The organism is Neolewinella aurantiaca, assembly GCF_008014675.1.
GTDB lineage: Bacteria > Bacteroidota > Bacteroidia > Chitinophagales > Saprospiraceae > Neolewinella > Neolewinella aurantiaca.
Genome location: NZ_VOXD01000018.1, coordinates 104665 through 130798, shown reverse-complemented (window position 1 = coordinate 130798; position 26134 = coordinate 104665). Strand labels below are relative to the sequence as shown.

Here is a 26134-nt window from a genome sequence, read left to right as displayed (position 1 = left end):
CCCAAGCGGGAAATCTAGTCTGTGATAAATTACGCCATTGAACTCCGGTTCGGGTAACATAGAGAATGGCATTAAATACTACTCGTAAGTTTAGTTTGCGTTTTCTCTTCCAGTTCAGAAATTGTTTTATAACTTTCCATTGGTTGTTAGTCAGCGGGGTGTATCGCCTTTGCATGTTTTAGTTTGTTTGATCACTTTTTAAAACAGGCTAACAACCACTTTTGGTCGCTCACGAAATTCCCCAACAAGTTCTAACATTTAAATTACATGAAGAAAAGGAATGCGCACTGAGTTCAAATCATAAATTTACTTTCAATTAAATTAATGTTTAAACGCCGAGCTTGGTTTTGCGATTTTATTGCTCAATAAAGTTATACAAAAGTGGGGAAGGTTATACTCGCCTCAAAGGGATTAGGTGGCGGTCTTTGCTTTTTAAAACGACTTCCCTTGCACCCGCGCCAGCGCCCAGAATAGTCAAACAGTCAGGCAGTCAAATAGTCAAACAGTCACGGGGTAGCAGCGGCGTATTTTGCTTCGCGGCTGCTTCGTGGTGACTGGTTGACACTGACTGCCCGACTCCCCCCACGATTCCATATCTTTGCCGCCCCTTAGAACTACGACCGTAACCAAGCGTTACAAAACGGAACAAAAAGCAGCATGGGCAGAAAGGACCGCAAGATGATTTACAAGACCCCGGAGGAAATCGAACGCAGCCGCGTCGCGTGCCTCCTGGTCACCGAAACCCTGACGGAGGTTGGGAAGATGCTCAAGCCTGGCCTTACGGGCAAGGAAATTGATGCCTTCGCCGAGGAGTACATCCGCGACCACGGCGCCGTGCCTGGCTTCAAAGGCCTCTACGGTTGCCCGTCGACGCTGCTGGTGAGCCGCAACGAGGAAGTCGTTCACGGCCTTCCGGACGAGAACCAGGTTTTTCAGGATGGTGACATCCTGAGCATCGACTGCGGAACCATCGTCAATGAATTTTACGGCGATGCTGCTTACACCTTTTGTGTGGGCGATGTAGCCGAAGACGTAATGGAGCTCTGTCGCCACACTAAGCACTCTTTGTACTTAGGGATAGATGCAGCGCGTGCCGGAAAGAGGGTGGGGGACATCAGCTTCGCTATTCAGCGTTACACCGAAAAGGTTGGCGGCTACGGTGTCGTTCGCGAACTCGTTGGTCACGGCCTTGGTCGTAGTCTCCACGAAGCACCCGATGTGCCTAACTTTGGTAAGCGTGGCCGTGGGCCCATCCTCAAGGAAGGCCTGATCATTGCCATTGAGCCAATGACAACCCAGGGGCGTAAAGATGTTCAATCCCGTGAAGATGGCTGGACGATCGTTACTCGCGACGGCAAACCCGCCGCTCATTACGAACACTCCCTTGCCATCACCAAAGGCGGCGCTCCCGCTGACCTCATGAGCGACCACCGTCCCATCGAAGCAGCCATCCGGAATAACCCCAACCTTAAGTACGTAGATAATCTGGACGAAGAACTGGTCGCAAGGTACCAGCCCGTTGTGACTGGTTAAACTAAGTGAACAGAAGGAAGGTAAGTAATGTCCGCAGCAGCTTTATGGCGAAAGAGCGATGTGAAATAAGTGGTCGAAGTAGTAAAGGGTGATCAACGTGAGAACTCGCTTACGTGCCAATCAATTGGCTCCGACTCAACCACTTGTGCCTCTCAAACCTTTACTAAGTGAAACAATTTTCACAAACATTTGGGTGGGTAGAAATAAAATGCTACCTTTGCCCTCCGAAATTAAAAACATGTCCAAAAAAAACCTCATTAAGCAGGATGGCGTGATCGAAGAAGCCTTATCAAACGCAATGTTCCGCGTACGGCTGGAAAACGACCATGAAATCAAAGCTACAATCTCCGGAAAGATGCGGATGCACTACATCAAAATCCTCCCTGGAGACAAAGTAGCCGTTGAGATGAGCCCGTACGACCTGAGTCGTGGGCGCATTACCTACCGCTATAAATAAAGAGGTTGTTTAAGGCTTGTCTTTGAGCAACAAATTAAACTTTTCAGTTATGAAAGTTAGACCATCCGTCAAAAAACGTTCCGTCGATTGTAAGATCGTTCGCCGCAAGGGCAAAGTGTACGTTATTAATAAGAAGAACCCCAAGTTCAAGCAACGGCAGGGCTAAGCTAAGCAGTAAATTATGGCACGAATTGCAGGTGTAGATCTTCCGCGGAACAAACGCGGTATCATTAGTCTTACGTACGTCTTTGGCGTAGGTGCGACCCGCGCAGCGGAAATTCTGGACGCGGCTGGCGTAGACCACAACACTAAAGTTATGGACTGGTCGGACGAGAACATCCGTACCATCTCTAACCTCATCACGAATGAGTACAAGGTGGAAGGTGATCTTCGTACAGAAATCCAAATGAATATCAAGCGTCTTATGGACATTGGCTGCTTCCGTGGTCTTCGTCACCGTAAGGGCCTGCCACTGCGCGGACAGCGCACGCAGACCAATGCCCGTACTCGTAAGGGTAAGCGTAAGACAGTAGCGAACAAGAAAAAAGCAACTAAGTAATGGCTAAAAGACCAGCAGGTGGCCGTGCGGCCAAGAAACGCAACGTCAAGGTGGAGAACGAAGGTCTGGCATACATCCAGGCTTCCTTCAACAACATCATCATCACCATCACCAATAAGAAAGGTGATGTTATCAGCTGGGGAACCGCTGGTAAGGAAAAATTCCGTGGTTCTAAAAAATCTACGCCTTACGCTGCTCAGGTTGCTTCCGGCAACGCTGCTCGTGAAGCTTACGAACTCGGCCTCCGCGTTGTTGAGGTGTACGTAAAGGGTCCTGGTGCTGGTCGTGAGGCTGCCATCCGTGCTCTCGATGGAGCTGGCATTCGTGTCAGCAAAATCAAGGACGTCACTCCGATGCCCCACAACGGCTGTCGCCCTCCAAAGCGTCGTCGCGTTTAATACTTCCTCCTAATAATATTAATTCTCCCGCTCGTCCGCCCCTCAGTTTTAGGATGATGGAGAGCTAAAGACTCCAAGTCACTATGGCTAGATATACTGGTCCTAAGGCGAAAAAAGCCCGCGCACTCGGCGAACCGATCTTCGGTTACAGCCGTGCCTTCGAAAAGAAGAAGTACAAGCCCGGACAGCACGGTAACACCCGTGGTAAGCGCCGCCAACCTTCCGACTACAAACTGCAGCTCACTCAAAAGCAGATTGCTAAGTTCACTTACGGTGTTCTTGAGCGTCAGTTCTTGAACCTGTTCAAAAAAGCAGCTTCCAGCCGTGGTATCACGGGTGAAGTTCTGCTTCAGCTGCTCGAAGCACGTCTTGATAACGTCGTTTTCCGCCTGGGCCTCGCTCCAACGCGCCGCGCCGCCCGTCAGCTCGTGTCTCACCGTCACATCATGGTGAACGGCCGTCTGAACAACGTACCATCTACCCAGCTTCGTGCAGGTGATGTTGTTTCTGTACGGAACAAATCTCAGGGCCTTGACGTAATCCGTGATACCGTTTCCGGTAAGAGCGAAGTACGCAACTACGGCTGGTTGTCATTCGATTCTGAGAAGATGGAAGGAACCTTCCTCGCTTACCCGGAGCGTGATGCAATCCCCGAGAAGATCAACACCCAGTTGATCGTAGAACTTTACTCTAAGTAAAGTGATCCTCACTCTTTCTCCCGTCTGCCCGTATGGACCAGTCGGGAGAAAGAGCCCCCCTGGGTGGTGCGTCACTTCCCCCCCCCTCTTACGACCGCCATCCCGTCCCCAGCCGGCCTCCGGGCCCGCTGGGGCAAACTAATTTTAATATCCAGGTGTTTGCATCGAAGTGTTTTCCACGCTAATTGATGACAAATCACTCCAGAGAATCAAAATTCTATATGAGCAGTATTCTGAACTTCCAGACGCCGGACAAAATCACGATGCAAAAGTCGGACGACTTCCAGGGCACTTTCGAATTCAAGCCCCTGGAACCCGGTTTTGGCCAGACCATCGGTAACTCCCTGCGCCGCGTTTTGCTTAGCAGCCTCGAAGGTTACGCTATCTCCGCTGTCCGCATTGCTGGTGTTGATCACGAGTTCTCTACCATCCGCGGTGTAACCGAGGATGTTGTAGAAATCATCCTCAACCTTAAGCAGGTTCGGCTGAAGAAGGTTATCCAGAGCGATAACGAAGAAGCGGAAGAAAAGATCTTCCTGACCATTAGTGGCAAGGAGAGCTTTACTGCCGGAGACATCGATGAGCACACCAACGTGTTCAAGATCATGAACCCGGAACTTCTTCTCTGTACTATGGAGCCTTTCGTCAACCTCGAAGTAGAGCTCACTGTTACTAAAGGACACGGTTACGTGCCCGCTGATGACAACCTGCCGAAGAACGCCCCTATCGGTGTGATTCCCGTAGATGCTATCTACACCCCCATCAAGAACGTTGCTTACCGCGTTGAAAGCACCCGTGTTGGTCAGCGTACCGACTACGAAAACCTCGTTCTCGATATTAAGACCGACGGTACCATTCACCCGGAAGAAGCAGTTCGTGAAGCTGCTAACATCGTGATCCAGCACCTCGTGCTCATCACCAACGAAGCAATTGTGTTTGAAAACCATGGTGCCCGCGAGGAAACCATCGTTGACGAGCATATCCTGCACATGCGCAAGCTCCTCAAAACGAGTCTCGAAGATCTCGACCTTTCTGTACGTGCTTACAACTGTCTCAAAGCAGCTAAGATCAACAGCCTTGGCGAACTGGTCCGTTACGATACGCACGAACTGCTCAAGTTCCGCAACTTCGGTAAGAAGTCTCTCGTGGAAATCGAAGAGCTGCTCGTCGAGAAAGGGCTTACCTTCGGTATGGACCTCAGCAAGTACAAGCTGGACGAAGAATAAAAGAACCTGAAATAAGGGAGTTTGGAGTCAGGGGTCGTATTTGGTCCCAGACTCCAGACTTCAAGATTTCTGACTCGATAAAAGGGCTGTCCGAAACCCGGACAATATTAAATTCAAAACGGTAATAACGGTCGCAAGCCAGCAGATGCCCGATCTGCGTAAGTAAGCGAAGATGTGTTGCCGGCAAAACCACTGAGACATGCGTCACGGTAAGAAATTCAACCACCTGGGTCGTAAAAGCGCCCACCGCAAAGCTACGCTTCGCAACATGGTCATCGCTCTGATCACGCACAAGCGTATCAACACGACCCTGGCAAAAGCCAAAGCACTCCGCGTTTTCGCTGAGCCGCTGATCACTAAGGCTAAAACCAACGACATGCACAACCGTCGTGTCGTTTTCAGCTACCTCCAGAACAAAGAAGCAACAACCGAGCTCTTCGGTAACGTTGCAGCTAAGGTTGGTGACCGCCCCGGTGGTTATCTGCGTATCATCAAGACCGGCTTCCGCCTTGGTGATGGTGCTGAAACTGCAATGATCGAATTCGTTGACTTCAACGATGTGTACACCAAAGGTGCTGCAGGTAAGAAAAGCGGTAAGACCCGTCGTAGCCGCCGTGGTGGTGGTTCTTCTAAAGCTGCTGCTACCACTCCGGAAGCTCCGGCTACTGAGGAAGAGTAGTCTTCCTCCCACATACGAATCTACCGAAACCCGGAAGTGCCAGTTGGCGCTTTCGGGTTTCTGCGTTTTGGGCGCGACCGCAGGTGCAACGACAGTTAGATGAGTACGGGCATTCCTGCATATACTTAACTCACTCCTCAAACTTACCCTGCACCTGCGTGCCCGCCGAAAATGGGTGTAGCGACAAATTGTCGTCCTTTTTTGTGTTGCGGGTGAAATTTTGTCAGTCTTTTTGGAGCTTTTTTCGGTTTGGCTTACGGTTTGCTTTAAATAGACCGTCCGCAAATAATTACGGACGCTAACCTTAAATAAGTCCAACCATGAAACTTACCACTTATAACCGCCCAATGCCTTCGAACTTTTTCCGCTTTTTCGATGATCATGCTACCAAAGCCAATCAGTTTGGTACTGCCCATCGTCCGGCCGTAAACATCGTTGAAACCGATAATGCTTTCGAGCTTGAGGTTTTGGCTCCCGGTCGTGCTAAGGAGAACTTCAATGTAGCGTTCAATGAGGGCACACTGGAGATCACTTATACAACCCCAACTCCTGATCCTGCTTCTGAGGACAAAGAAGCCTCTACGCCTGATTTTCGCCGTCGTGAATTCCGTTTGGTAGACTTCACCCGTCGCTTCCAGCTTGATGACAAAGTCATCGATGTTGATGCCATCGACGCGTCTTACGTAGACGGAGTACTGCGCCTGGCACTGCCTAAGCGTGAAGAAGCACTGCCTAAGGCTCCCCGCCAGATTGCAGTTGCGTAAGGATCAGATTGATTTATATGCCTTTCTGTGTATGGTTGTTGACCTGAACAGAGTAGTTGCACTATATCGGCATTAATAAAGCGTGGAAGTACCAGTTGGTACTTCCGCGTTTTTTTTTGCCCGGTACAGGAGTTTCTGCTAGAGGTCTTCTATGACCAAAACGATAGAGTCTGCGGCCAATTCGCTGCGGAGGTATTTGTCCATTCTTTCGCGCTCTGCAGCGGCAACTGATGCGGGCGGCCTGCGCCCGGAGAGGCTACGGCGCAGGGCTACCAGGGGGATTGTGGCGGTAGAATCCCGCTGCCCTCTCTCTGCGACAAAGACGGATTCTACGCTGGGGAAGGCCAGTTTCAGGCGGGTGGTCAGTTCTTGGTACCGCAGCGAATCACTAAGCTTATTACTTACCTCCTCCCGTAATTGTTCCTGCCGTGCGATAACGAATCCGAGCCGTTGTTCTACTGCGTTGAGCCGGGTAGACTGATTGTCCATCGTATTGAGCTTACTCTGAATGCCCGCCATTTGTGATGCCGTGAAGCTGGTGTCGGTGACGATCCGGGCTCCCTGCAGGTTGTAGGGTGGGTTACGCAACAGGTTAGAGTAGTACTCTAAGCTGTCCCGATCAAGCAATCGGTCTTTCAGGGGGAAAATGAGGAGGGGCTGTTCGGGCGTTTCGCGGTTGAACAGATAGGTTGATTTGCTACTGGGGAAGTACTTCAGGGTAAACTCGCGGGCGGAACGGTCCATACGTAAATCGGCGATAACACCCTTCAAAACGTACGCTCCGGGTAAAATCATAAGTACACTAATGAGCCCGATTATGACCTTACTTCGGCGCTTATCCTCTGCATTGACGTATTTCCGGTAAGGGAAGCGCAGCAGGCGGATGATGAGATACGCCATTACTGCGATGAAGAAAGAGTTGAGGAAGAAGAGGTAACCTGCTCTCCAAAATACCGATAAACCCTGAGCAGGGTCGGAGAAAGCAAGTACTATTCCGTAGCCGGCGACGCAGAGCGGAGGCATCAAAGCGGTTGCGATGGCTACACCGGGAATGGCGTTCGTCTTGTCTAGCCGGGTCACGGAAATAATACCGGCCAGGCCACCAAAAACGGCTACCAGGGCATCAAGGATGGTTGGTTCTGTCCGGGCCTGCATTTCTTCCGTGAAGATGTCTATGGGCGTGAGTGCGAAGTAGACAATGCTGGTAATCAGAGCAATAGCTATCGCTATTCCAAAATTTTTGAGTGACTGCCACAACATTTCCCGATCGTTGGTTGCAATGGCGAGCCCTACCCCCAGGATGGGATTCATCAGGGGGGAGATGAGCATCGCGCCGATGATTACTGCTCCGGAGTTGAGGTTAAGTCCGAGACTGGCGATCATGATCGAGCAAACAAGCATCCAGGCGTTGGAGCCACGCATGAGTTTACCGTTCGATATTGATTCAGTGGCACCTGCCCGATCGCTGCCTTCGCGAAGGTCCATGAAATCCTTAAACCATTTGCTGATGCTCTGGCCAGGCGTCACTTCGGTACTGCCTGTTTTATCTGCTTCTGATAACATGGGGGCAAGATAGTAAGGCGGGCCGATAGTCTTGCGGTGTAACAATCATTTCCCTTCAGAGAAAATTGCTCGGGATGAAGCAAACGACAAAAAACAGGAGCGGGCTTATAAAAGCCCGTCTACCATTTCCAGCCTGCGGTCGCTGATGCGGGCAAGCTCTTCGTTGTGGGTAACGATGATGAAAGACTGGCCGAAGTCGTCGCGAAGTTGAAAGAGGAGCTTGTGGAGTTCATCTGAGCTGCCGGAGTCGAGATTGCCGGTAGGTTCGTCGGCGAAGACGACGGCAGGCGAGTTGATGAGCGCACGGGCTACAGCCACGCGTTGCTGTTCACCACCGCTCATTTGATTGGGCTTATGCTGAGCACGGTCGGCAAGACCGAGGTAGTCAAGCAATTCCATGGCTTTCTCTTGGGCTGCGCCAGGATCCGTCTTAGCGATGTATGCCGGAATACATACGTTTTCAAGCGCGGTGAATTCAGGTAAGAGGTGGTGGAACTGGAAGACGAAGCCGATTTCTTTATTGCGGAAAGCAGCGAGTTGCCGGTCGTTGAGCCCAAATACATCTTGCCCGCCAATGCTGAGGCTTCCGCCATCAGGCCGGTCCAGCGTGCCGAGAATGTGGAGCAGGGTACTCTTGCCTGCACCTGACTTTCCGACGATACTTACAATTTCTCCCTTCCCTACCTGTAGGTCTACGCCTCGGAGTACCTGCAGGCTACCGTAGGATTTTGTGATGTTTTTTGCAGAGATCATGTTTGGTCTGTTGGATAGTGACACCGGATGGTCCGGATTAGTTGAAGATTACGGTCCGGTTACCGAAGGGTAGTACACGGTGCTTGAGCTGGAGGTAAATCGCGCGGCTGAGCACGCGCTTTTCTACATCCTTACCAATCCGCTTGAGGTCGTTGATGCCGTCGCGGTGGCTTACTCTGGCTACATCCTGAGCGATGATAGGGCCTTCGTCAAGGTCGGCGGTAACGTAGTGGCTGGTAGCTCCGATGAGTTTAACGCCACGGGTGAAGGCACTATGATACGGTCGGGCACCTTTAAATGCCGGCAGGAAAGAATGATGGATGTTGATGATCCGATGACTGAAATGAGTGCAGAAGTCATCTGATAAGATCTGCATGTACCGGGCAAGGACTATAAAGTCAACGTCGAAATCTTCGAGCAGCTCTTTGGTTTTGGCTTCCTGCGCTGCTTTTGTTTCTTTGGTGATCGGGATGTGGTAAAAGGGAATCTCAAACCGCTCGGCAATGTAACGGAGTTGTTCGTGGTTAGAGATGATGGCGGGGATTTCACAGTCGAATTCTCCGGTACCATGGCGCTGCAGGATGTCGTAAAGGCAGTGGCTTGCCTTGCTTACAAAAAGCGCGATCCGGGGCTTTCTGTCGGTGAACTTGAGCGACCATTTCATGTCGTAAGCAGCCCCGATCAGGGTTTCGAAGTAATCGTTTATTTTTTCCCGTGGGATTACGAAGTTGGTCAGGTCCCATTCGATGCGCATGAAAAAATGGTTTAGGTCCTGATCCACGTGTTGGTCGAGATCCAGAATATTTCCCCGGTTTTTATGAACGAATTCGGTGACGAGGGCGACCAGGCCGGGCTGGTCCGGACAATGGATGAGGAGAATAGCACTTTGGGACACGGGAAAGAGATAATTTTAGGAAGGCGAAGATAGGCTTTTAGGCACTCTTCCTTTGTTACCCCGGACTTCTCCCAAACAAAAAGCCCCTCGCGCAGAGCACGAGGGGCAAATTCTTAAATCCTTAGGGATACTGGCGATTATACTTTCTCGAAAGAATCGGCCATTCTGCGAATGTCGGCCAGCGTAGAAGAAATCTTCGTCATCTGGTTAGATACCGTTTCACGGACCGGGCCGGTGAGCGTGTCGCCCTCCAGAGCTTCGGCGTAGGCTTTGACGGCGCTCTCTTCTCCGCGGATACATTCGTTGAGGATGGCAGCTTCATCATTACCGCTAACGGCACTTTTGAGGTCCATCCAGACGCGGTGGAGATTAGCGCTTACACTGCCACCTTTATCCACTTCGCCTCCGAGCGACTTGATGTAAGGCTTGATCTCGTGACCGAAATCGTAGCGCTGTTGCGCCAACTGACGGAAGCGGGTGGACAGGGTAGGGCTTTCTACTTCTTCAGCCGCTTCTTTATATCCGTTCTCGCCATCATACAGGGTGGTGATAAGGTGATTAAGTGTTTTGATTTGATTACTTGAGGTACTCATTTTATCTGAATTTTTGGCGATGTGCCTGTTTACTAATGCTTTGAAGTTCAGCGGGTTAATAACCGCGGTTTCTTTGGTAATAAAACGCAGGGCTAATATTCTACGTTCGGTTTTTAATGAAAAAAAATAATATTTTTTATAAGGTGGCGTATTCATTGAGCGTAACAAAATACTGACGTTGATTGGGCGCAAATCAGATTGTCGCTCGATCCCCTCCCTGCCTCCCCACACCGCTGCGCTGGGGAGGAGCAATCGCGACAATCTGGTTTGCACCCGTTGATTATACCCAAGCTACTTTCAGGTATACGCCCACACTACTCTACATTTTTGGCTCCCTCTCCGCTGAGCCTTAGGCGAAGCTTGTTGGAGAGGAAAGGGGAGAGGTGGAAAATCAAAAATGTAGAGTAGTATGGTATACGCCACCGGGTTTGTCGGATATAGTCCGCTCAACTGGTGTATACGGAGCACGACATCCTCCTTTGAAACGTACCTGGCACCTGCGTGCCCGCCCCGGAAAGATTTGTTTTCGTAGAGATATGGACGCCTAAGTGGACTGTAAACAGTGCCACGAAAATCCGTAGATTGCACATCTTCACAGGGCGCCAACCAGGTTAGTCGCCCTCTTCACAAGCTCAGCGTCATGCAACGTTCTACCTTTTTTAAGTCTCTTGCGGCCGGTACCATCGGTCTGCCGCTTTTCCTTCGTTTAATCGGTGGCAAAGGCCACGCTCAGACGGGAGCCGCTACGGTGAGCGGCCAGGTCTATAACTGGAAAATGGTAACTACATGGCCTCCCGGCTTCCCTGTGCTGGGGGAGGGCTGCCAGATGCTGGCGGATATGTGCCGTACTATGTCTGGCGGACGATTGAATATCACCGTTTACGGCGGCGGTGAACTTGTACCGCCTTTACAAGCGTTCGATGCTGTCCGTCAGGGCGCTGCTGAAATTGGCAGCGGATGCCCTTACTACTGGGCAGGAAAAGCACCTGCGGCTCAGTTTTTTGCTGGTTTCCCCTTTGGTTTTAACGCACAGCAAATGAACGCTTGGTTGCTCAGTGGCGGTGGGATGGAGCTGTGGCGGGAACTCTACGCAGGTTACAACCTCGTTCCGTTCGCCGGTGGTAACACCGGCGTTCAGATGGGCGGCTGGTTCAACCGGCGGATCGATTCTGTAGAAGACTTTAAAGGACTGAAGATGCGGATGCCCGGCCTGGGCGGCCGGGTGCTGGAGCGCCTGGGCGGCACACCGGTGTTGCTTCCCGCCGGTGAGTTGTATACCGGTCTCGAGCGTGGCATCATTGACGCAACGGAGTGGGTTGGGCCTTACCACGATTATGTGATGGGATTCCATGAAATCGCAAAGTATTACTACTCGCCCGGCTGGCATGAGCCGGGCACCAATTTCGAGTTTTTCGTGAATAAAGAGAAGTACGAAGAACTACCGGAAGACCTCCAGCGGATATTCGAAGTAGCTACGCATTACATCAACATGTTCACGCTCTCGGAACTCGAAGCAAAAAACGCGGAGTACCTGGAAAAGATAGAAGCCACCGACGGAGTTACAATAGCCAACTTCCCAAAGGAACTGATCGACGCCGCCCGCATCGCGGCCGATGAAGTTATCGGGGAATACGCCGCCTCGGACCCCTTTGCTGAAAAAGTCTACGCTTCCATTCAGGAGTTTCGGCGGAAAGCTGTACCGTGGGCAACCATGACGGAGTCGGTCTTCTACGGCGAAATGATGTAGCGGGAAGGAGCTAGGAACTGGAAGCTAGGGAACTAGAAACTAGCGAACTAGAAACTAGGGAGCTAGGAGTTAGAAACTAGGGAACTAGAAACTGGAAACTAGGGAACTAGAAACTAGGGAACTAGGAGCTGGAGAACCAGGCTTTACTGGTGGAGGCCAAATTTTTTGGGGTTGGTAATCATGTAGTTCAGCAGTTTACCGACTTCTGCGTTTTTCGCCTCGAATTGCCGGTATTGTTTATTGTCAATATACTTACATCGTCGTGCGAACCTTAGCCAGACTAGTGTTTCATTGTTCTCTCCTAAGGCATCGGTTAATTTGGCGTAAAAGTGTTTGGGGTAACGTCTTTTTGCATGACTCTCGGCAAGGTTACTACATACAGATCGTGTTGATCTTCGGATTTGGCTCGACAGACTGTATGTTTCCTCTTTAGGAAAGTGCTTACTCAGTAAGAAAACATCATGGGCTAAGTCCTCTCCTTTTGAAAAAGCCAGCCAGTCTGTGAAGCTATTCATCGAATGCATGGTGAATGTATTGGTGTTACGCAAACATCCGATAAAGGAATCCATTTAGTCGTCATTTAAACGAATACTAACGTATATATGCGTTTATAAACGACTTTACAGTCTCTTTTTTAGGGTATAAAATATTGATGGTTAGGTGTTTATGTCGTTTTTTTGTTGAGGTTGTAGAAGTTGTAATGTCTCCGTTACCCCCCCCTCAATTCCCTAGTTCCTAGTTTCCTAGTTCCCTAATTCCTAGTTCCCTAGTTCCCTAGTTCCCTAATTCCTAGTTCCCTAGTTCCTAGTTCCCTAATTCCTACCCTCAATCCATTCCCGCACCAAACCTTCCAGCCCCTGCATCGTAACTGCTCCGTTGCTGAGGACCAGGTCGTGAAAAGATGGCAGGTCGAATTTTTCTCCCAACTCGGCCTCCGCCATTTTGCGCAGCTCCCGGATTTTCAGTTCCCCCATTTTGTAGGACACAGCCTGTCCGGGCCAGCCGATGTAACGGTCGATCTCGGTATTGACTTCGTGGAGGGAAAGAGCGGTGTTGGAGGTAAGAAAGTCTACTGCTTCATCGCGGCTCCAACCAAAGTAGTGCATTCCGGGATCTACGACCAGGCGGCAGGCACGCCACATTTCGTAGACGAGGCGGCCAAACTCCTCGTAGTCTGTTTCGTACATCCCTGCTTCCTTACCCAGGTACTCGCAGTAGAGCGCCCAACCTTCGCCGAAGGCGGAGAGGTAGAGGTTTTGACGAAAAGCGGGCACGTCTTCCATCTCTGCGGCGAGCATCATCTGGGTGTGATGACCGGGCACGCCCTCGTGGAGGGCAAGAGCTGGCAAAACATAGTAGGGCCGACTGGGGAGGTTGTAAGTGTTTACCCAGAACGCTCCCGCTTTACGGCTCCGGTAGCTCCCCGGGCTGTACCGGCCGGTAGTGTAATTGGGGGCGAGCGCAGAGGGGACCGGGCTGACCGTGAGGGGCATCCGTGGCAGATGATTAAAGTATTGGGGAAGTTTGCCTTCCATTCGTTTCGTGATCCAGGCGGCACGGCTCAGGAGTTCTTCGGCGCTCTTGGGGTAGAACTGCTCATCGGTACGAAGGAACTGTAAGAAATCGGCGAAGGAGCCTTCGAAGCCGGTTTTGGTGATGATGGCTTCCATTTCGGCCCGGATGCGGGCGACCTCGGCCTGTCCGGTGGCAAAGACTTCCTCCGGAGTCACATCATCGGTAGTGAAAAAGCGGACGCGTTGGCGGTAGAACGCTTTTCCATCGGTGATTTCTGATATACCGATGCCGGCGCGAAGGTTGGGCAGGTAGTCTTCGGCAAGGAATTTCCGGAGGCGACGGTATGCGGGGTAAGTACTTTGCTCCACCAACTTGCTCAGCACCTGCGTGTGCGCCGCATCGTTGCGAACGGGTTGCAAAAAGATACTCTCGTCGACCGGAGTAGCGAGTTGCCGGTCGATCTGGGCGATACAATTTTCCACCACGAGGCGGGGATCGGTTTTGCCCGCGGCCAGGCCCGCGCGCATGGAGGCAATTTGGCGATCGAACCAGGGGCTGACCTGTTCGATCAGTTTGGTGTAGCGTTCCAGCGATTCCTTTCCTCTTACCCGTTGCCCGATCACGCGGTAAACGATGCCCGCCAGAAAGCCCCCTTCGGCATCCAGCGGAAACTGATACGCCCCGAATTCCCTTCGGAAAATCTCGTCGTCGAGAATGTGGAGCAGAATGTTCCGGTTCAGGCGACTGCTCGGGGAGAGAGCTGTTTCAGGAGGGATTCTGTCTCTTAGCGCACGTAGTTCTTTAACTTCAGCAGAGGCGGAATTCGCATCGGTTGCCGACCACATCAAGCCATTGCTCTGCGGGTTCCAGTCGGCAAATTCTTCCATTGCTTTTACCAGAAGTATCGAGTCTGACTGAGCAAAGAGGAAGAAAGTCGGAGCCAGTAAGAGGAGGGGAATCAGGATACGTTGCATGGTGCAAAATAGCATCTTTGCGTCGAATCCTTTCCTGGGCAAAAAAAATCTTCAGGGCTGCTTTAGATTTGGCGATCTTCGGGTACTTCGTCGATCATCGGGTTCTTTATTGGGTCTTTGGGCGCGGGCGCAGGTGCAGGGCGGGTTAATGAGATCAGTATCCCGGCAGCGAGCAGACCGAAAATAACCACCAGCGAAAGCCAGTCTTCGGGGTGCCAAACTTCATGCAGCAGCATTTTTACCCCTACGAAAGCCAGAATCAGCGCCAGGCTGTACTTCAGGTATTCGAACTTGTCAATCATCGAACTAAGGACAAAGTAAAGCGACCGCAGACCCAGTATAGCCAGGATGTTTGAACTGAAAACCAGAAAGGAGTCTGTCGTTATGCCCAGAATGGCGGGGATGGAGTCTACCGCGAAAATCACGTCGGTCGTCTCCACAATGATGAGCGCGATGAAGAGTGGGGTAGCCGCCCGCTTGCCATCGATATGTACGAAAAAGTCGTGCCCGTGGTAATCGTCCGTTACGGGGATCATCCTTTTCACAAACTTGATGATCGGGTTGTCTGAGGGGTGAATGTCGGCCGATTCTCCCAGCATCTTCACGGCACTGTACAGGAGTAATAGTCCGAAAACGTAAAACATCCAGTCGAACTTCTCCAGCAGGTAGACTCCCGCCAGAATCATCGCCAACCGGAAGAAAACGGCGCCCATGATGCCCCAGAATAAAACGCGGTGTTGGTAGATCGCCGGCACTTTGAAGTACGCGAAAATGAGGGCAATCACAAACACATTGTCCATGCTCAGGCTGAGCTCTACCAGGTATCCGGTCAGGTAAGTGATCACAGCTTGCTTGGGTTCCAGGTTCGAATCGACCCATCCGTTTTGGTAGGCGAGGTAAATGAAACCACTGAAACCCAAACCAATGGTGGTCCACATCGCGGTCCACAGCAATGCCTCCCGGGTACGGGGAACGTGGTCCTTTTTGTTCAGGACAAAAAGGTCGAGGAAGAGTAGCAACGCCACGAAGACGAAAAAGCCGATCCAGGTTAGAAGCATGAGAGCAAGTTAGTCAGTAGTATTCTGGTGTAACGGTTTTTTCTCCCATAGGTGCGGTGAACCTGCTAAGCTTTAAAGGATGTAGGCGCTCGCGGGCCCGAAAGGCGGTAGAGTAACGGATTACCCCCCTGCTTTCCTGGCTCCTTTATATCCTTCGCTCAGCAGTATTTCCAATACCTTATCGCGCTTGTTGCCCTGCACGATGATTTCTTCTCCTTTAGCGGAGCCACCAACGCCACATTTGGTTTTCAGTAGTTTTCCGAGCGCTTTCATTTCGTCTTCCGGTCCGGTAAATCCCGTGATGATGGTTGCCTCGTTTCCTCTTCTGTTCTTGCGGTCGAGGTGGATGCGCAACGACATGCTGGCTTTTTCGGCTTTGCTCAGTCCGTGTTCTTCGTCCTCTTCCGGTTCCGGAAGGTTGTCGGGCGGTGGAGGGAGGCTGGCCCCAAGGCCAGCCAGCGCTGCGAACGGATTGTCGGGGTCCGGTGCATTACCGGTCGAGTAAGACTGCTTTTTCTTCTTGGCCATTTTAGCGGGTGGTTTGGTTGGGCAAAAATAGGGCTTAAGGAAACACGAAGCTAAAGGCGTACGACCCGCATTGCTTTCAGCCCCGTCACCCGTAGGAAGTAGACCCCGGCGGGTAGGGTACTGATACTGAGCGAACCGCCGGAAGCGTGCAATTGGCCTTCCTGCAAGAGCCTGCCCTGGCTGTCGGTCAGCGAATACAACCGGTCGGAGCGTAGTCCTTCAGGTGTCGTCCAGCGGTAACGAACGCGGTCGGCAGTAGGGTTTGGGAACAGGTGAAGGCCGTCGGTAGCAGCCTGCCCGATCCGGGCAGAACGGATTTCGCTGTAGCTCACGCGGCCATCCTGATCAGTCTGGCGAAGCCGGAAGTAATAATCTGTACCGGGGAGGGCGGTAATGTCCACGAAGGAGTAATCATTGCCTGCTCCCACAAAGCCGATCTCTTCCCAGTTCGTGGGCTCGGCAGCAGGTGCACGCTCGAGGTAGAAACCGTCGTTCGCTGTCTCTGATTCTGTGGACCATTCGAGCAAAATGTCTGCTTTGCGGCCGGTGGCGGTAAACGAAAGCCACGTAACGGGCAGGGCTTCCTGAAACAGACAAGCCTTGATGCTGAAGCCATTGAGCTGGCCTCCATCCTGATTGGCACGGTCCCGGACGTGGAGCGTCCAGCTTCCTCTCAGCTGGTCGCCGTCGTAAGCAGCGAGGGGAGTGGAAGGAGGCCGGACAAAAGCGTCGGGTGCTACCGGCGGACAAAAGAGTTCGGCGGCCCCGGCCTCATCGTCGAAGTTGAGCAGAATGTCGTCGTTACCGCCGCAACTGCGGTCGAAGATGGGGACGATAACCCCGGAGGGGCTCTCCAGGTCTACCTCCACGTCGTTGAGGTAGGAGTGCTCGAGGTCGAGCATTACGAGGTCCAGGTCGGTGATTTCTCCGAACCGGCTGATGTCCAGCGTCATCTCTACCGACTGAATCGGTGGCCCGGTGGAAATAGTTGCCGGTGAGCTGGCGGTAGAAAAGACGGGGCAATCGCCGGTGATGAATTCCGATGAGGTCCATTTTGATATTCCGCAACCTCCGTTTGCATCCCGCGTCCGCGCCCGCCAAAAATACCGGCTGTCCGGAGAAAGGTATGCCGGCAGCGTGAAAAAGGGCTGGTCGGTCGATTCATCGTAGAGTAAGGTACTGAAATCCGACTGTTCGGATACCTGAAATTGGTAAAGGTCGGTCATGCTGCTCCGTACCCGGAGGGTCGGCCGGATGTCGGGGAGTAGCCCCGAAGGCCCGTTCAGTTCGGGGCCCCTGTCGGGTTCACCTGAATATTTGGTAATAGAGATGACCTGGCTCACTGTTCCGTCGGCGCTCACCCCGGAAACAAGCCCTTCGTAAACGCCCAGCGATTGGTCGCTCATTCCCGAAACAGTTAGCCGGACCCGGCCTCCGGGCCGTGGGGTGGTGGGGTGAAAGCTCGCTGTCAGCTCCTCCGGAAGGCCGGTAACGGTCATTTCCAATGAGTCTGTCGCCCCTCCGGCACCGGTAAGCAGAAAATCGAACGTAACCTCATCGGTCGCCGAGAAACAATCTCCTATTGCTGCCGGGCTAACCGGCGCGATGGAGAGAGACGGAGGACCAACAGAGTCGATGATCCGGAAAGGTTGAGGGCTGACATTATAGAAGTAGTTGCCTGAACTGCGCACCATGATGCGGGCGCTGTCGGTCTCTGTTTGCGGAACCCTTACTTCAGCAAGGCCGTTGTTCGGGAGGCCGGGCGCCAGGGGGATGAATGTCTGCCCGTTGTCGGTAGAGATCAAGACGTCGACCTTTGGAGAGGTGAAAACCGGAGAATCGGTGCCTGCAACTTCCCATTGTATCTGAGCGATCTGGCCGATGCTCCACTGATTTGTATCGGCGGGGTCAGACACTACGAAGGGACCGAAGTCATCATCTACGGTGATTTTTACATCCTCCTCGCCCGCGCAGCCGTAGGCTGCGGTGGAGTGGTTAACGGTCAGGCGGAAGTTCATTTCGCGGCCTACCTCCGGTAGTGTTTCCCACTCGGGGTCTGTGTTGTTCAGTACGGCGGAGAACACGGGGAAATAGCGGTGCGGATCGGCAGATGGCGGAAAGCTCCGGAAGAGGGGACCTTCTTTGTTGTCTGCCTGGGGAGGCATTGTTCCGAGTTCAGGGTCGTATTGCTCCCAGTTGTAGGAAATCCGTCCTGCACCGCTGGCCTGCCCCGTCAGTCTAAATGGCGTTCCCTGCGGGATCGTCCGGTCGGGGACGCTACCCACCTGAGGGTTGAACAGGCTGTTGTCAATCTCTTCGGCGCAGATGCCCCCGGTAAAGGGGTTTTCGGTGAAGTTCGTAATCTCCTCGATACTGCGGCCGTGGAAGTAGTCATCGCTGGCCAGCTGAACGTTCGGGAAGCAAATACCGGCGTAACCCATGATCGTGCTACCACTGCCTGGTTCCATACCGGAGTCTGCACTGTAATTGCAGAGGTTGTTTTGGGTATGGAAAGCCCCGAACTGATGGCCCATCTCGTGGGCGACGTAATCGATAGTGAAGGGGTCTCCTATGGGGTCGACCCGACTGGTGGCACCACCTGACTTTAGTGCGTCAACGCAGCTGGCGCGCGGGAAGGCGCGCCCGTTGTTGATGCCTTTGGTGTAAACATGGCCAAGGTCGAAGTCTGCGAGCGGAATACGGTCTTCCTGAACCGCAATGTTCTCATTCACCAGGTCGGCAACGAGGTTGGAACTGAAGGGCGAAGTAGCTTCGTCGTAGAAGTACAACTTGTCGTTTTCTGCAATCAGTTGCAGCCTGATGCTCAGCTCCTGGGTGTAAATCTGGTTGATCCGGTTAACGGTTGTTACGATGGCGGACTGAATAAGCCCCGACTGAATTCCCGTAAACGCACCGTGGTAATTGCTGTACTGGGGCGTTGCGGTAATGGCAACGCGGTACTGCCGCAGTACGCAGTCGCCTGCGCTTTTGCCGGTCTGGTTGTCCAGCAGGCCGGGAGCTTCGTCCGTCTTGGTGGAACAACCAAAGGAGGGTGTGTTGTCCGTCAGGTCTTTGCGGAAATAAGCCTGGTAGAGCGTAAGGTCGCCGGAAATTACGGGGTCGATGTACCAGGGTGGGTTCTTGCCACCACGAACGGATGCATGAAAACCTTGCTTGGTCCAGTCCAGAAAAATAGTTTGGCTGAAGTCATCGGTATTGATCCCGTACCAGGTACGGATGTCGGGGTAGCGATCCGGGTCTCCGACGGCGTCGTAGGTTACGATGCGGAACGAGGAGGTTTCGCCGTCGGGAGAGGGGAGCAGAAGGATGGCGGGGCTGCTCTCGGCGGTAGAATTGGTTTCGTGGGGCGCCGCCTTGAGGGCGCTGCGGAGCGCTTCTGTGTCTGCAATGAGGCCACGGGCAGTTTTGGGGGTGAGCTGATGTTTGCCTCTTACGTCGTAAATATCTGTGTCCGCCCAGGCTTGTCCGTTCAGTGAAAGCGCAATGGCCCAAACGGTCAGAGCGCATAAAAAGTAACGCATATAATTGTGCTGTTCAAGTAGTCGTTGAATTTGCCGCAACTGGCTTTAGTAATATTCGATATCCGGAGAGCCCCGGTTGTCCATGCTCCTGCTGGTACTGTTTGCGGGTTGCAACGGGCGGGGGATGAGCTTATTACAGAAGTTTCTGACGTAAAAGTAGACGAAAAAGCCTTAAAGTTGTCACCCTAACTTTGCACCGGTCTGTAAATCAGTTTCTACTGGTTGCTTCGGGTGTTGGAACGTGTAGTTCTCCGGCATCGACAGCCTTGGTGACCTCGGGGTGGTATTTCGATACAAGGTGAAAATATACTGAACGTGAAAACCGGAACCACCAGACAAAGAAGAGGCCAGCAACTACGAGTAAGGCAAGAAAAGAGGCCAGGGTAGACCACCCGAAAACCCAATGCAGAAGCATCACGAACCCCATGCTGAAGAAGGCAGATCCGATATAAGAAATGAACATTGCTCCGTAATAGAAACCGGGTTCGGGAAAGTAGCTGTTGCCACATTCGGGGCAGTGCTCGTACTGCATGAATGGTTTATCGAAACCAAAGGAGCTGGTGGGGAACAGGTCGCCCCGGCGGCACTTGGGGCAAGTCATCCCAAAAATAGATCCCAGTAATGATGGCATTGAATCGTCTTTAAATTCTGTTTGGAGTAAACATCTGGTAAACCTTCAAACAGTAGTAAAGATTTGGAAAAAGGCGTTTATTACCGTCTGGCGAAGAAGAGATTTTGTGCGGCATGCCATTTCTGTTCAATAAGGCGGGGACGCAGGTGCAATAACAGGTTTTTGAAAGATGCTCCTCCGGCGGGGAGGGGGCGTCTTTCCGGTTTTACAAGCTTTTACATTCCAAAACAAAGCGCGGGCGTTTATTGAGGACCGAAAACAAATCTTCCCCTTCATGATCAAGAGTTTCATTCAACTACTGGTTCCGGCTGGCCTTTTACTGCTGGTAATGTTTGCCCTTGCTGCCTGTAACGGTCAATCGGAGATGTCTCCTCCCGTAATCTCAAACGAAGTAAAGCCGAAGACGACAAAGCCCGCAGATTTCGACCCTTACTTCAGCCCTACTGCTTCGGTCTCTTCGGAGTTTGGCCCCAAAAGCATTACCCGAAACATCATCCAGGATCGCAACGGAGACGTATGGCTCGCAACCTGGGAAGGTATCATCCGCTACGACGGAACCTCGTTCACCAATTTCACCAATAAGGACAGGCTGAGGCGCTACCACGTTTTCTCAGCAATGGAAGACCGCGACGGGAAGCTCTGGTTCGGCACCATTGGTGCCGGTGGTTACCGCTACGACGGTACGGCCTTTACCAACATCACTACCGAAGACGGCCTGGCCCACGACAAACAGCTTTGTCTCTATCAGGACCGCAGCGGAAAAATATGGATCGGTACCGTAGGCGGTATCAGCATCTATAACGGAAGTTCTTACCGGACAATTTCTACAAAAGACGGACTGCCCGATAACGCTGCCAATTCCATCCTCGAAGACCGCTCCGGGAAATTCTGGATCGCTTCCAGCGGGGCACTATGCGTATACGACGGACTGACATTTAGTATCGTTCGCGTAAATGATGAGAAGAATAGAACAACATCAGATCAAAACGGTGAAGCGTTCTACAACACCCGCAGCGTAATCGAGGACAAAAAAGGGAATGTGTGGTTTGGTGGCAACGGTGGTTTGTGGCGCTACCGTACCGACGGTGAACTGACGCAGTTTGCTACAGAGTTTATCGGCTACATTTACGAAGACACACAGGGTAATATCTGGACCAGCTCTGCTGCGCCCGGTAAACCTGATGAATGGAGATTGTCGCGCTACGACGCTAACGGTTTGGACGGTGACCCGGTAAAACCCGCCGTTATCCTTCAGCGCAGAGATATGTTTTTTGGCATTACCGAAGATAAAGATGGTGGCATCTGGCTGGGCAGTCTTAACGGAGTTGGCCGCTACGACGGCGAGGAATTTGATTGGTTCCGGGAAGGAGAGTGAGCCGGGCCGGGAGCAGAGACAAGCATTGCAGGAAGCAGAGCCGGTTTTTTAAAAACCATCTCCGCACCCGCGATCGCGCCTTTTTTTAAACGCCCCGGAGCGAACCAAACCGGAAAATCAGCGTATCCTCCAGTACAATCCATCCATTAATATGCGCTACCTAGTATTTTTCTGCCTGCTGGCCCTGACGGCCTGTGATGCTTCTACAGAAACAACGTCTACTTCCACACCCGCTCCGGAGCGGGCAGCCGCTGCGGCCGAAGGCCACATGGCTCTGACGCCCGCTGCAATCAATCCGGTAATCGCCTTCGAGTACGAAGACATCCTGTGGGGCTTCCGGTTCCTGCCCGACGGACGGATGATCGCCACCGATAAGTCCGGAAAATTGCTGCTCATAGATAAAGAAGGACAGAGCACCGAAATCACCGAAGGCATCCCCCCCGTCAAGAATGTCGGCCAGGGAGGTTTGCTGGATGTTATCCTCAGCAACGATTTTGCCACCGACCGGATGGTGTACCTCACCTGGAGTATGCCCGACGATCAGGAAAACGCCAGCACGGCCGTTGGCCGTGGCCGCCTGGCCGACGACGAAACCAGCCTCGAAAATTTCGAAGTACTCTACGAAGCCGGACCACGGACCGATAAGCCCTACCACTACGGAAGCCGTATGGCCTGGGGACCAAAGGATGGCCACCTCTACTTCACCATCGGTGATCGCGGTGACCGCGATAACAATCCGCAGGACAGCACCCGCGACCACGGAAAGGTCTACCGCATCGCTGCCGACGGATCAATCCCCGAGGACAACCCGTTCGTCGACTACGCGAACGCTAAAAAGGCAATCTTCTCCTACGGGCATCGTAATCCGCAAAGCCTGACCATCCACCCGGAAACCGGTGAGATCTGGGAAACGGAGCACGGCCCCCGTGGCGGCGACGAAATCAACATCATCGAAGGCGGCAAAAACTACGGCTGGCCCGTAATCAGCTATGGCATCAATTACAGCGGCACTCAATTCACAGAACTGACGGGCAAAGCCGGCATGGAGCAGCCGCTGCACTACTGGGTGCCAAGCATCGCGCCGAGCGGTATGGCTTTCATCACCGGCGATAAGTATCCTGGTTGGGAAGGTGACCTGGTGGTTGGTAGCCTGAAATTCATGCGCCTCCAGCACGTTCAACTCGACGGCAAGGAGGTTGTAGGTGAGCAGAAACTCATCAACAACATGGGCCGCGTTCGCGACGTCCGGATGGGCCCGGACGGTTACATCTACGCCTCCGTCGAAGGGGAAGGCATCGTCCGCTTAGAGGTCGAATAAAATAGTTGGTGTCGGGTCGTTAGCCTGGCTCGTAGCGCCAGGCTAACGATATGAACTACCAGGCTTCGTTGTCTTCGGCCTTATCCATGCTGCCTGTTTCAACCAGGCGGTTGATCTTTGGCTGCATGATCCACACACCGACTACGAGGAAGTAAGAAAGAATTACGTAGCCTACAACCTCACCGCCTTTAACCGGCCGTCCTTCTTCGATTGATTTCAGGGTTTTCCCCGCGAAGTAACAGTTGTAGATGGTCGCTGCAAAACCAATGATCCCCACCAGGCTGAACATGCCGAGGAATTTGAGCATGGTCATCAGGAAATCCTGCGGCGTTCCGGAACCAATGCCTTCGTTGTCGATCAGGGCAGTAAGGTTGTCGCTCGCCCAGTTCCAGCCGTACCAGTAAATTGCAATTATTGCGAAGGTGGTAATTACCTGAAGAGGGATGGTTACCTTGAAAGTTTTATCCTGAAGATCAAGGTGGTCCGGGAGATAACGCTTAAGGTCCTGACCAACACTCCTGTACCAGCCGACCTGGGTCAGAAGGGAGAGCAGCATCACGCCGATGAATGCGTAGAAGTACACGTTGTAGTCTGCGAGGTCGAAGCCGCTGAAGTCAAAATCTCCACCCATTTGCGCCTCCGTCGACCATTCCTGAATGCTTTGGCTGTACATACCCTGGAAAATCCAGGTAGTAAGGGTTGTGAGGAAAAGCGGGACAAAAAGTACGTAATGTTTGGAGCGGAGAAAGAAGTGCGACATGATAAAATGAGTGTTTTAGATTGGTGTGTGAAATGCGTCCCGGCTTAGTAGCGACGGGCAATAAAGGGAAACTACGAGCACTCCCGGAAATGCCTGCATATTATCGACGAGTCTGCTGTTATTTGCGACTACTAATAATTCAGGCGCTATTCTTCTGAATAAACCCGGTGAACCCGCGGCCCGATGCCAGTCAGGATTTCGTAGGGAATCGTTTGGGCGGCAGCAGCAAGTATTTCGATGGGGTGGTTGGGCCCAAAGAGGGTCACTTCGTCTCCGGCGCGAACTGCGGGCAGGTCCGTTACGTCGATGGTGGTCATGTCCATGCATATCGACCCAACGGTGGGTGCGGTACCGCTGACCGTTTTCACCCGGAAGCGACCTTCTCCGGCAAGGCGAGGCAGGCCATCAGCGTAACCTACGGGCAGCACCGCGATACGACTTTGCCGGCTGAGTTTTCCCCGGCGACCGTAACCCACGCTGCTGCCCGAAGGCCGGTCGTAAATACGGGTAATGTGGGTAACCAAACGCAGCGCAGGGCGTAATTCATCGGCTTTAGACGCATCACCGATGCCATAGAGGCCAATGCCCAGCCGGACAAACTCGTAGGCGAAATCCGGGAAACGGGAAATACCGTTGGTGTTGAGAACGTGGCGGGGTGGCGGAGCCGGAAGCACTGCGGCAATTCTGGCGTAGGCGGCATCGAAGGTCTCAATTTGTCCCCTTGTGAAACCATCGTGGGCCTGGTCTTCGGCAGCAGCGAGGTGGGTAAATACAGAAGCAATGGTCGGGCCGTAATCTTCATTTTGCAACTCGTTGATCAGGGCGTCGAGGTCGTCGGCCTGAAAGCCGAGCCGGGCCATCCCCGTGTCTATTTCGAGGTGGACCGACAGCCCGGCAGCGCGGGCGCGGCGGAGATCGCGGGCCTGATGGACCACGGGTTCGAGTTTGTCGGTCGCGCAGCGACCGAAAGTAGCAGCCTCGGCGTTGAGAACCATTATAGGCAACAACAAGCCTCCTTCGCGGAGGGTGCGGCCTTCGTCCGGATAAGCGACGGCCAGGCGCTCAGCGCCTGCTGCTGCGAGCGCCCGGGCCACGGGCAGGCTGCCACCGCCGTAAGCCGATGCTTTCACCATCACGATCATTCCTGCGTCTACGGAGCGTTGATACACCTGGAAGTTATGGCGCAAAGCGGTCAGGTCGAGCCGCAAAAGTGTCTGATGTTGTTTGCGGCTCAATGCGTCGGCAATCCGGTCGAGACGTTCGTAGCTGGCGCCCTTTACGAGGATGGTTTCCGGGCTCGTGTCCAGCTCGTCGAGCGCAGCAAGAAGCGCCTCGGGGGTGGGGTAGTGCAGGTGTCCGTCGGTAGCGGCGTAGCTTTCTCCAACGGTAATCAGCCGGTCTACCCGCCCGGCGAGGAGTTGCTCCAGTTCGGTCATTTGGGCGCGGCCGCGGGTGCCGGGTTGGTTGAAGGAGCCGGGTTGAAGCGTGCCCAGAATCAGGGTTAGATGCTCAAACGGGTTCTGCGTTACGGCGAAGTCGATTGCAGCAGCGAGTGCGCTGAGGTCGTTGCTGTAGCTATCGTTAATGACGACGCCACCACGGCGCCCTTCGCGTTGTTCGAGGCGGTTGCTGAGCGGCCGTAACTTCGGTATTTCGCTGCGCAGCGTGGATTTGTCGATACCTGATTCATAAGCCACCGCAGCGGTGGCGTAGGCGTTTTCGAGGTAAATACGGGGCAGGTCGGGGAAGTCGATCCGGATTGCTTCTTCGTCTACCTCCAGAAAACGGCCTTCTACGCCGAGGTAGGTGAGAGGGTGGATGTCTGCCATCCGCAACAGGCGGACACTGTCGGTGTCGTCGGCGGAGACGGCTACCCATTCTGCACCTTTGAAGAGGCTGAGCTTTTCACGATGTTTGGTCTCCCGGTCTGGGAAACCTGCATCGTGGGCACTGCCAAGCATCGTGAATAAACCGCAGGTAGGTTTAATGATCGCTTCCAGGCGGGCCATTTCACCAGACTCGCTAACGCCGGCTTCGAAAACGGCGAGCTGGTGCTCGCGCCGCAGGCGCCATACCGACAGCGGCACTCCTATTTGTGAATTGAAGGAGCGCGGACTCGCGCAGACGTTAAATCGCCGGCTGAGAATCTGGGCGAGCCAGTCTTTAACGATCGTTTTACCGTTGGAACCGGTGATGGCGAGTACGGGGATGTCGAATTGCTGGCGGTGGTGGGCGGCCAGGGCCTGCAGCAAAGCCAGCGGGCGCTCCACCCGGAGGAGGCTGGCCTGCGCCCATTGCTCCTCGGAAAGCTCACCCTGCACCTGCGGCCGCGCCCCGAAATTCTCCATGACTACGAAGTGGCGGACTCCCGAGCGGAACAGCTCAGGAATGAAGTCGTGCCCGTCTGTACGTTCGCCCGGCAAGGCAAAAAACAAAGTACGCTCCGGCCGGGTCAGCCGGCGGGAATCCACTACGAGGTCGAAGTCTTTGTACTTCGTGTAGAGAGCAGAAATCGTGTATTCAGTCACAGTAGTAAGGTAAGCTTTTGCGAAAGGCCGGAAGGCGCTC

At 53.2% G+C, this 26134-nt stretch carries 25 protein-coding genes; 12 read left to right on the top strand and 13 right to left on the bottom strand.

The genetic code is table 11. The features are described 5' to 3' along the window. On the bottom strand, nucleotides 1-175 hold a 175-nt coding region (locus tag FUA23_RS23150), incomplete at its 3' end, for a transposase (protein WP_147931160.1). Between the two features lie 482 nt (nucleotides 176-657). On the opposite strand from FUA23_RS23150, the gene map reads away from it, so the two are divergent. The 9 genes from map (at nucleotide 658) to FUA23_RS12895 (ending at nucleotide 6314) form a co-directional block, all read left to right on the top strand. Next, a complete protein-coding gene (gene map, locus FUA23_RS12935; protein WP_187271011.1) occupies nucleotides 658-1533 on the top strand; it encodes a type I methionyl aminopeptidase in 876 nt (291 codons plus the stop codon). A 238-nt stretch (nucleotides 1534-1771) separates the two neighbouring features. After that, a complete protein-coding gene (gene infA, locus FUA23_RS12930) occupies nucleotides 1772-1990 on the top strand; it encodes a translation initiation factor IF-1 (RefSeq protein ID WP_020569089.1) in 219 nt (72 codons plus the stop codon). A gap of 49 nt (nucleotides 1991-2039) precedes the next feature. Further along, a complete protein-coding gene (rpmJ, locus tag FUA23_RS12925) occupies nucleotides 2040-2156 on the top strand; it encodes a 50S ribosomal protein L36 (RefSeq protein WP_071596776.1) in 117 nt (38 codons plus the stop codon). 15 nt (nucleotides 2157-2171) lie between these two features. Beyond that, nucleotides 2172-2549 carry a 30S ribosomal protein S13 gene (rpsM, locus tag FUA23_RS12920; protein WP_147931159.1) on the top strand — a complete coding sequence of 126 codons (378 nt, stop codon included), beginning with the start codon at nucleotides 2172-2174 and terminating at the stop codon, nucleotides 2547-2549. Next, nucleotides 2549-2947, top strand: coding sequence for a 30S ribosomal protein S11 (gene rpsK, locus FUA23_RS12915; protein WP_147931158.1), 399 nt, complete (start codon nucleotides 2549-2551; stop codon nucleotides 2945-2947). Before rpsM ends, rpsK begins: the two co-directional genes overlap by 1 nt. Nucleotides 2948-3030: 83 nt before the next feature. After that, entirely contained in the window at nucleotides 3031-3645 is a 615-nt protein-coding gene (gene rpsD, locus FUA23_RS12910) for a 30S ribosomal protein S4 (protein ID WP_147931157.1), read from the top strand. Nucleotides 3646-3866: 221 nt separating this feature from the next. Continuing rightward, on the top strand, nucleotides 3867-4871 hold the full coding sequence (locus tag FUA23_RS12905) for a DNA-directed RNA polymerase subunit alpha (protein ID WP_147931156.1): 1005 nt from the start codon (nucleotides 3867-3869) through the stop codon (nucleotides 4869-4871). 199 nt (nucleotides 4872-5070) lie between these two features. Beyond that, nucleotides 5071-5550, top strand: coding sequence for a 50S ribosomal protein L17 (rplQ, locus tag FUA23_RS12900; protein WP_147931155.1), 480 nt, complete (start codon nucleotides 5071-5073; stop codon nucleotides 5548-5550). Between the two features lie 320 nt (nucleotides 5551-5870). Next, complete coding sequence (locus FUA23_RS12895; protein ID WP_147931154.1) at nucleotides 5871-6314, top strand: Hsp20/alpha crystallin family protein; 444 nt, start codon at nucleotides 5871-5873, stop codon at nucleotides 6312-6314. A 138-nt stretch (nucleotides 6315-6452) separates the two neighbouring features. On the opposite strand, the gene FUA23_RS12890 is transcribed toward FUA23_RS12895, so the two are convergent. The 4 genes from FUA23_RS12890 to FUA23_RS22305 form a co-directional block, all read right to left on the bottom strand. Further along, nucleotides 6453-7877, bottom strand: coding sequence for a DUF389 domain-containing protein (locus FUA23_RS12890; protein WP_147931153.1), 1425 nt, complete (start codon nucleotides 7875-7877; stop codon nucleotides 6453-6455). Between the two features lie 105 nt (nucleotides 7878-7982). Beyond that, nucleotides 7983-8630 carry an ABC transporter ATP-binding protein gene (locus FUA23_RS12885; protein WP_147931152.1) on the bottom strand — a complete coding sequence of 216 codons (648 nt, stop codon included), beginning with the start codon at nucleotides 8628-8630 and terminating at the stop codon, nucleotides 7983-7985. Nucleotides 8631-8667: 37 nt separating this feature from the next. Further along, the gene (gene purU / locus FUA23_RS12880) at nucleotides 8668-9525 is read right to left on the bottom strand and encodes a formyltetrahydrofolate deformylase (protein WP_147931151.1); all 858 of its coding nucleotides are present in this window, start codon (nucleotides 9523-9525) and stop codon (nucleotides 8668-8670) included. Nucleotides 9526-9662: 137 nt separating this feature from the next. Further along, nucleotides 9663-10118, bottom strand: a complete 456-nt coding sequence (locus tag FUA23_RS22305; RefSeq protein ID WP_187271010.1) for a ferritin-like domain-containing protein — start codon at nucleotides 10116-10118, stop codon at nucleotides 9663-9665. A gap of 640 nt (nucleotides 10119-10758) precedes the next feature. On the opposite strand from FUA23_RS22305, the gene FUA23_RS12870 reads away from it, so the two are divergent. Beyond that, nucleotides 10759-11865 (top strand): TRAP transporter substrate-binding protein, encoded by a 1107-nt coding sequence (locus FUA23_RS12870; protein ID WP_147931149.1) that lies wholly within the window; start codon nucleotides 10759-10761, stop codon nucleotides 11863-11865. Between the two features lie 143 nt (nucleotides 11866-12008). On the opposite strand, the gene FUA23_RS12865 is transcribed toward FUA23_RS12870, so the two are convergent. From FUA23_RS12865 to FUA23_RS12840, 6 genes are all read right to left on the bottom strand, one after another. After that, nucleotides 12009-12380 carry a four helix bundle protein gene (locus FUA23_RS12865; RefSeq protein WP_147931167.1) on the bottom strand — a complete coding sequence of 124 codons (372 nt, stop codon included), beginning with the start codon at nucleotides 12378-12380 and terminating at the stop codon, nucleotides 12009-12011. A gap of 297 nt (nucleotides 12381-12677) precedes the next feature. Continuing rightward, entirely contained in the window at nucleotides 12678-14354 is a 1677-nt protein-coding gene (locus tag FUA23_RS12860; protein WP_187271009.1) for a DUF885 domain-containing protein, read from the bottom strand. A gap of 62 nt (nucleotides 14355-14416) precedes the next feature. Continuing rightward, nucleotides 14417-15412 carry a TerC family protein gene (locus FUA23_RS12855; RefSeq protein WP_147931147.1) on the bottom strand — a complete coding sequence of 332 codons (996 nt, stop codon included), beginning with the start codon at nucleotides 15410-15412 and terminating at the stop codon, nucleotides 14417-14419. 120 nt (nucleotides 15413-15532) lie between these two features. Then, nucleotides 15533-15940 carry a translation initiation factor gene (locus FUA23_RS22755; RefSeq protein ID WP_246144192.1) on the bottom strand — a complete coding sequence of 136 codons (408 nt, stop codon included), beginning with the start codon at nucleotides 15938-15940 and terminating at the stop codon, nucleotides 15533-15535. Between the two features lie 50 nt (nucleotides 15941-15990). Next, complete coding sequence (locus FUA23_RS12845) at nucleotides 15991-19482, bottom strand: reprolysin-like metallopeptidase (RefSeq protein ID WP_147931146.1); 3492 nt, start codon at nucleotides 19480-19482, stop codon at nucleotides 15991-15993. A 208-nt stretch (nucleotides 19483-19690) separates the two neighbouring features. Next, on the bottom strand, nucleotides 19691-20113 hold the full coding sequence (locus FUA23_RS12840) for a DUF983 domain-containing protein (protein ID WP_147931145.1): 423 nt from the start codon (nucleotides 20111-20113) through the stop codon (nucleotides 19691-19693). A gap of 274 nt (nucleotides 20114-20387) precedes the next feature. Here FUA23_RS12840 and FUA23_RS12835 point away from each other — a divergent pair, with 274 nt between their 5' ends. Next, nucleotides 20388-21488: a ligand-binding sensor domain-containing protein gene (locus FUA23_RS12835; protein ID WP_187271008.1), complete on the top strand. Its 1101-nt coding sequence runs from the start codon at nucleotides 20388-20390 to the stop codon at nucleotides 21486-21488. Nucleotides 21489-21639: 151 nt separating this feature from the next. Next, entirely contained in the window at nucleotides 21640-22806 is a 1167-nt protein-coding gene (locus tag FUA23_RS12830) for a PQQ-dependent sugar dehydrogenase (RefSeq protein WP_147931143.1), read from the top strand. Between the two features lie 55 nt (nucleotides 22807-22861). Here the strand turns inward: FUA23_RS12830 and FUA23_RS12825 are convergent, their stop codons facing one another. Both FUA23_RS12825 and alr read right to left on the bottom strand, forming a co-directional pair. Then, nucleotides 22862-23566 (bottom strand): hypothetical protein, encoded by a 705-nt coding sequence (locus FUA23_RS12825; protein WP_147931142.1) that lies wholly within the window; start codon nucleotides 23564-23566, stop codon nucleotides 22862-22864. 146 nt (nucleotides 23567-23712) lie between these two features. Beyond that, nucleotides 23713-26094, bottom strand: coding sequence for an alanine racemase (gene alr / locus FUA23_RS12820; RefSeq protein ID WP_147931141.1), 2382 nt, complete (start codon nucleotides 26092-26094; stop codon nucleotides 23713-23715). Between the last annotated feature and the right edge of the window lie 40 nt (nucleotides 26095-26134).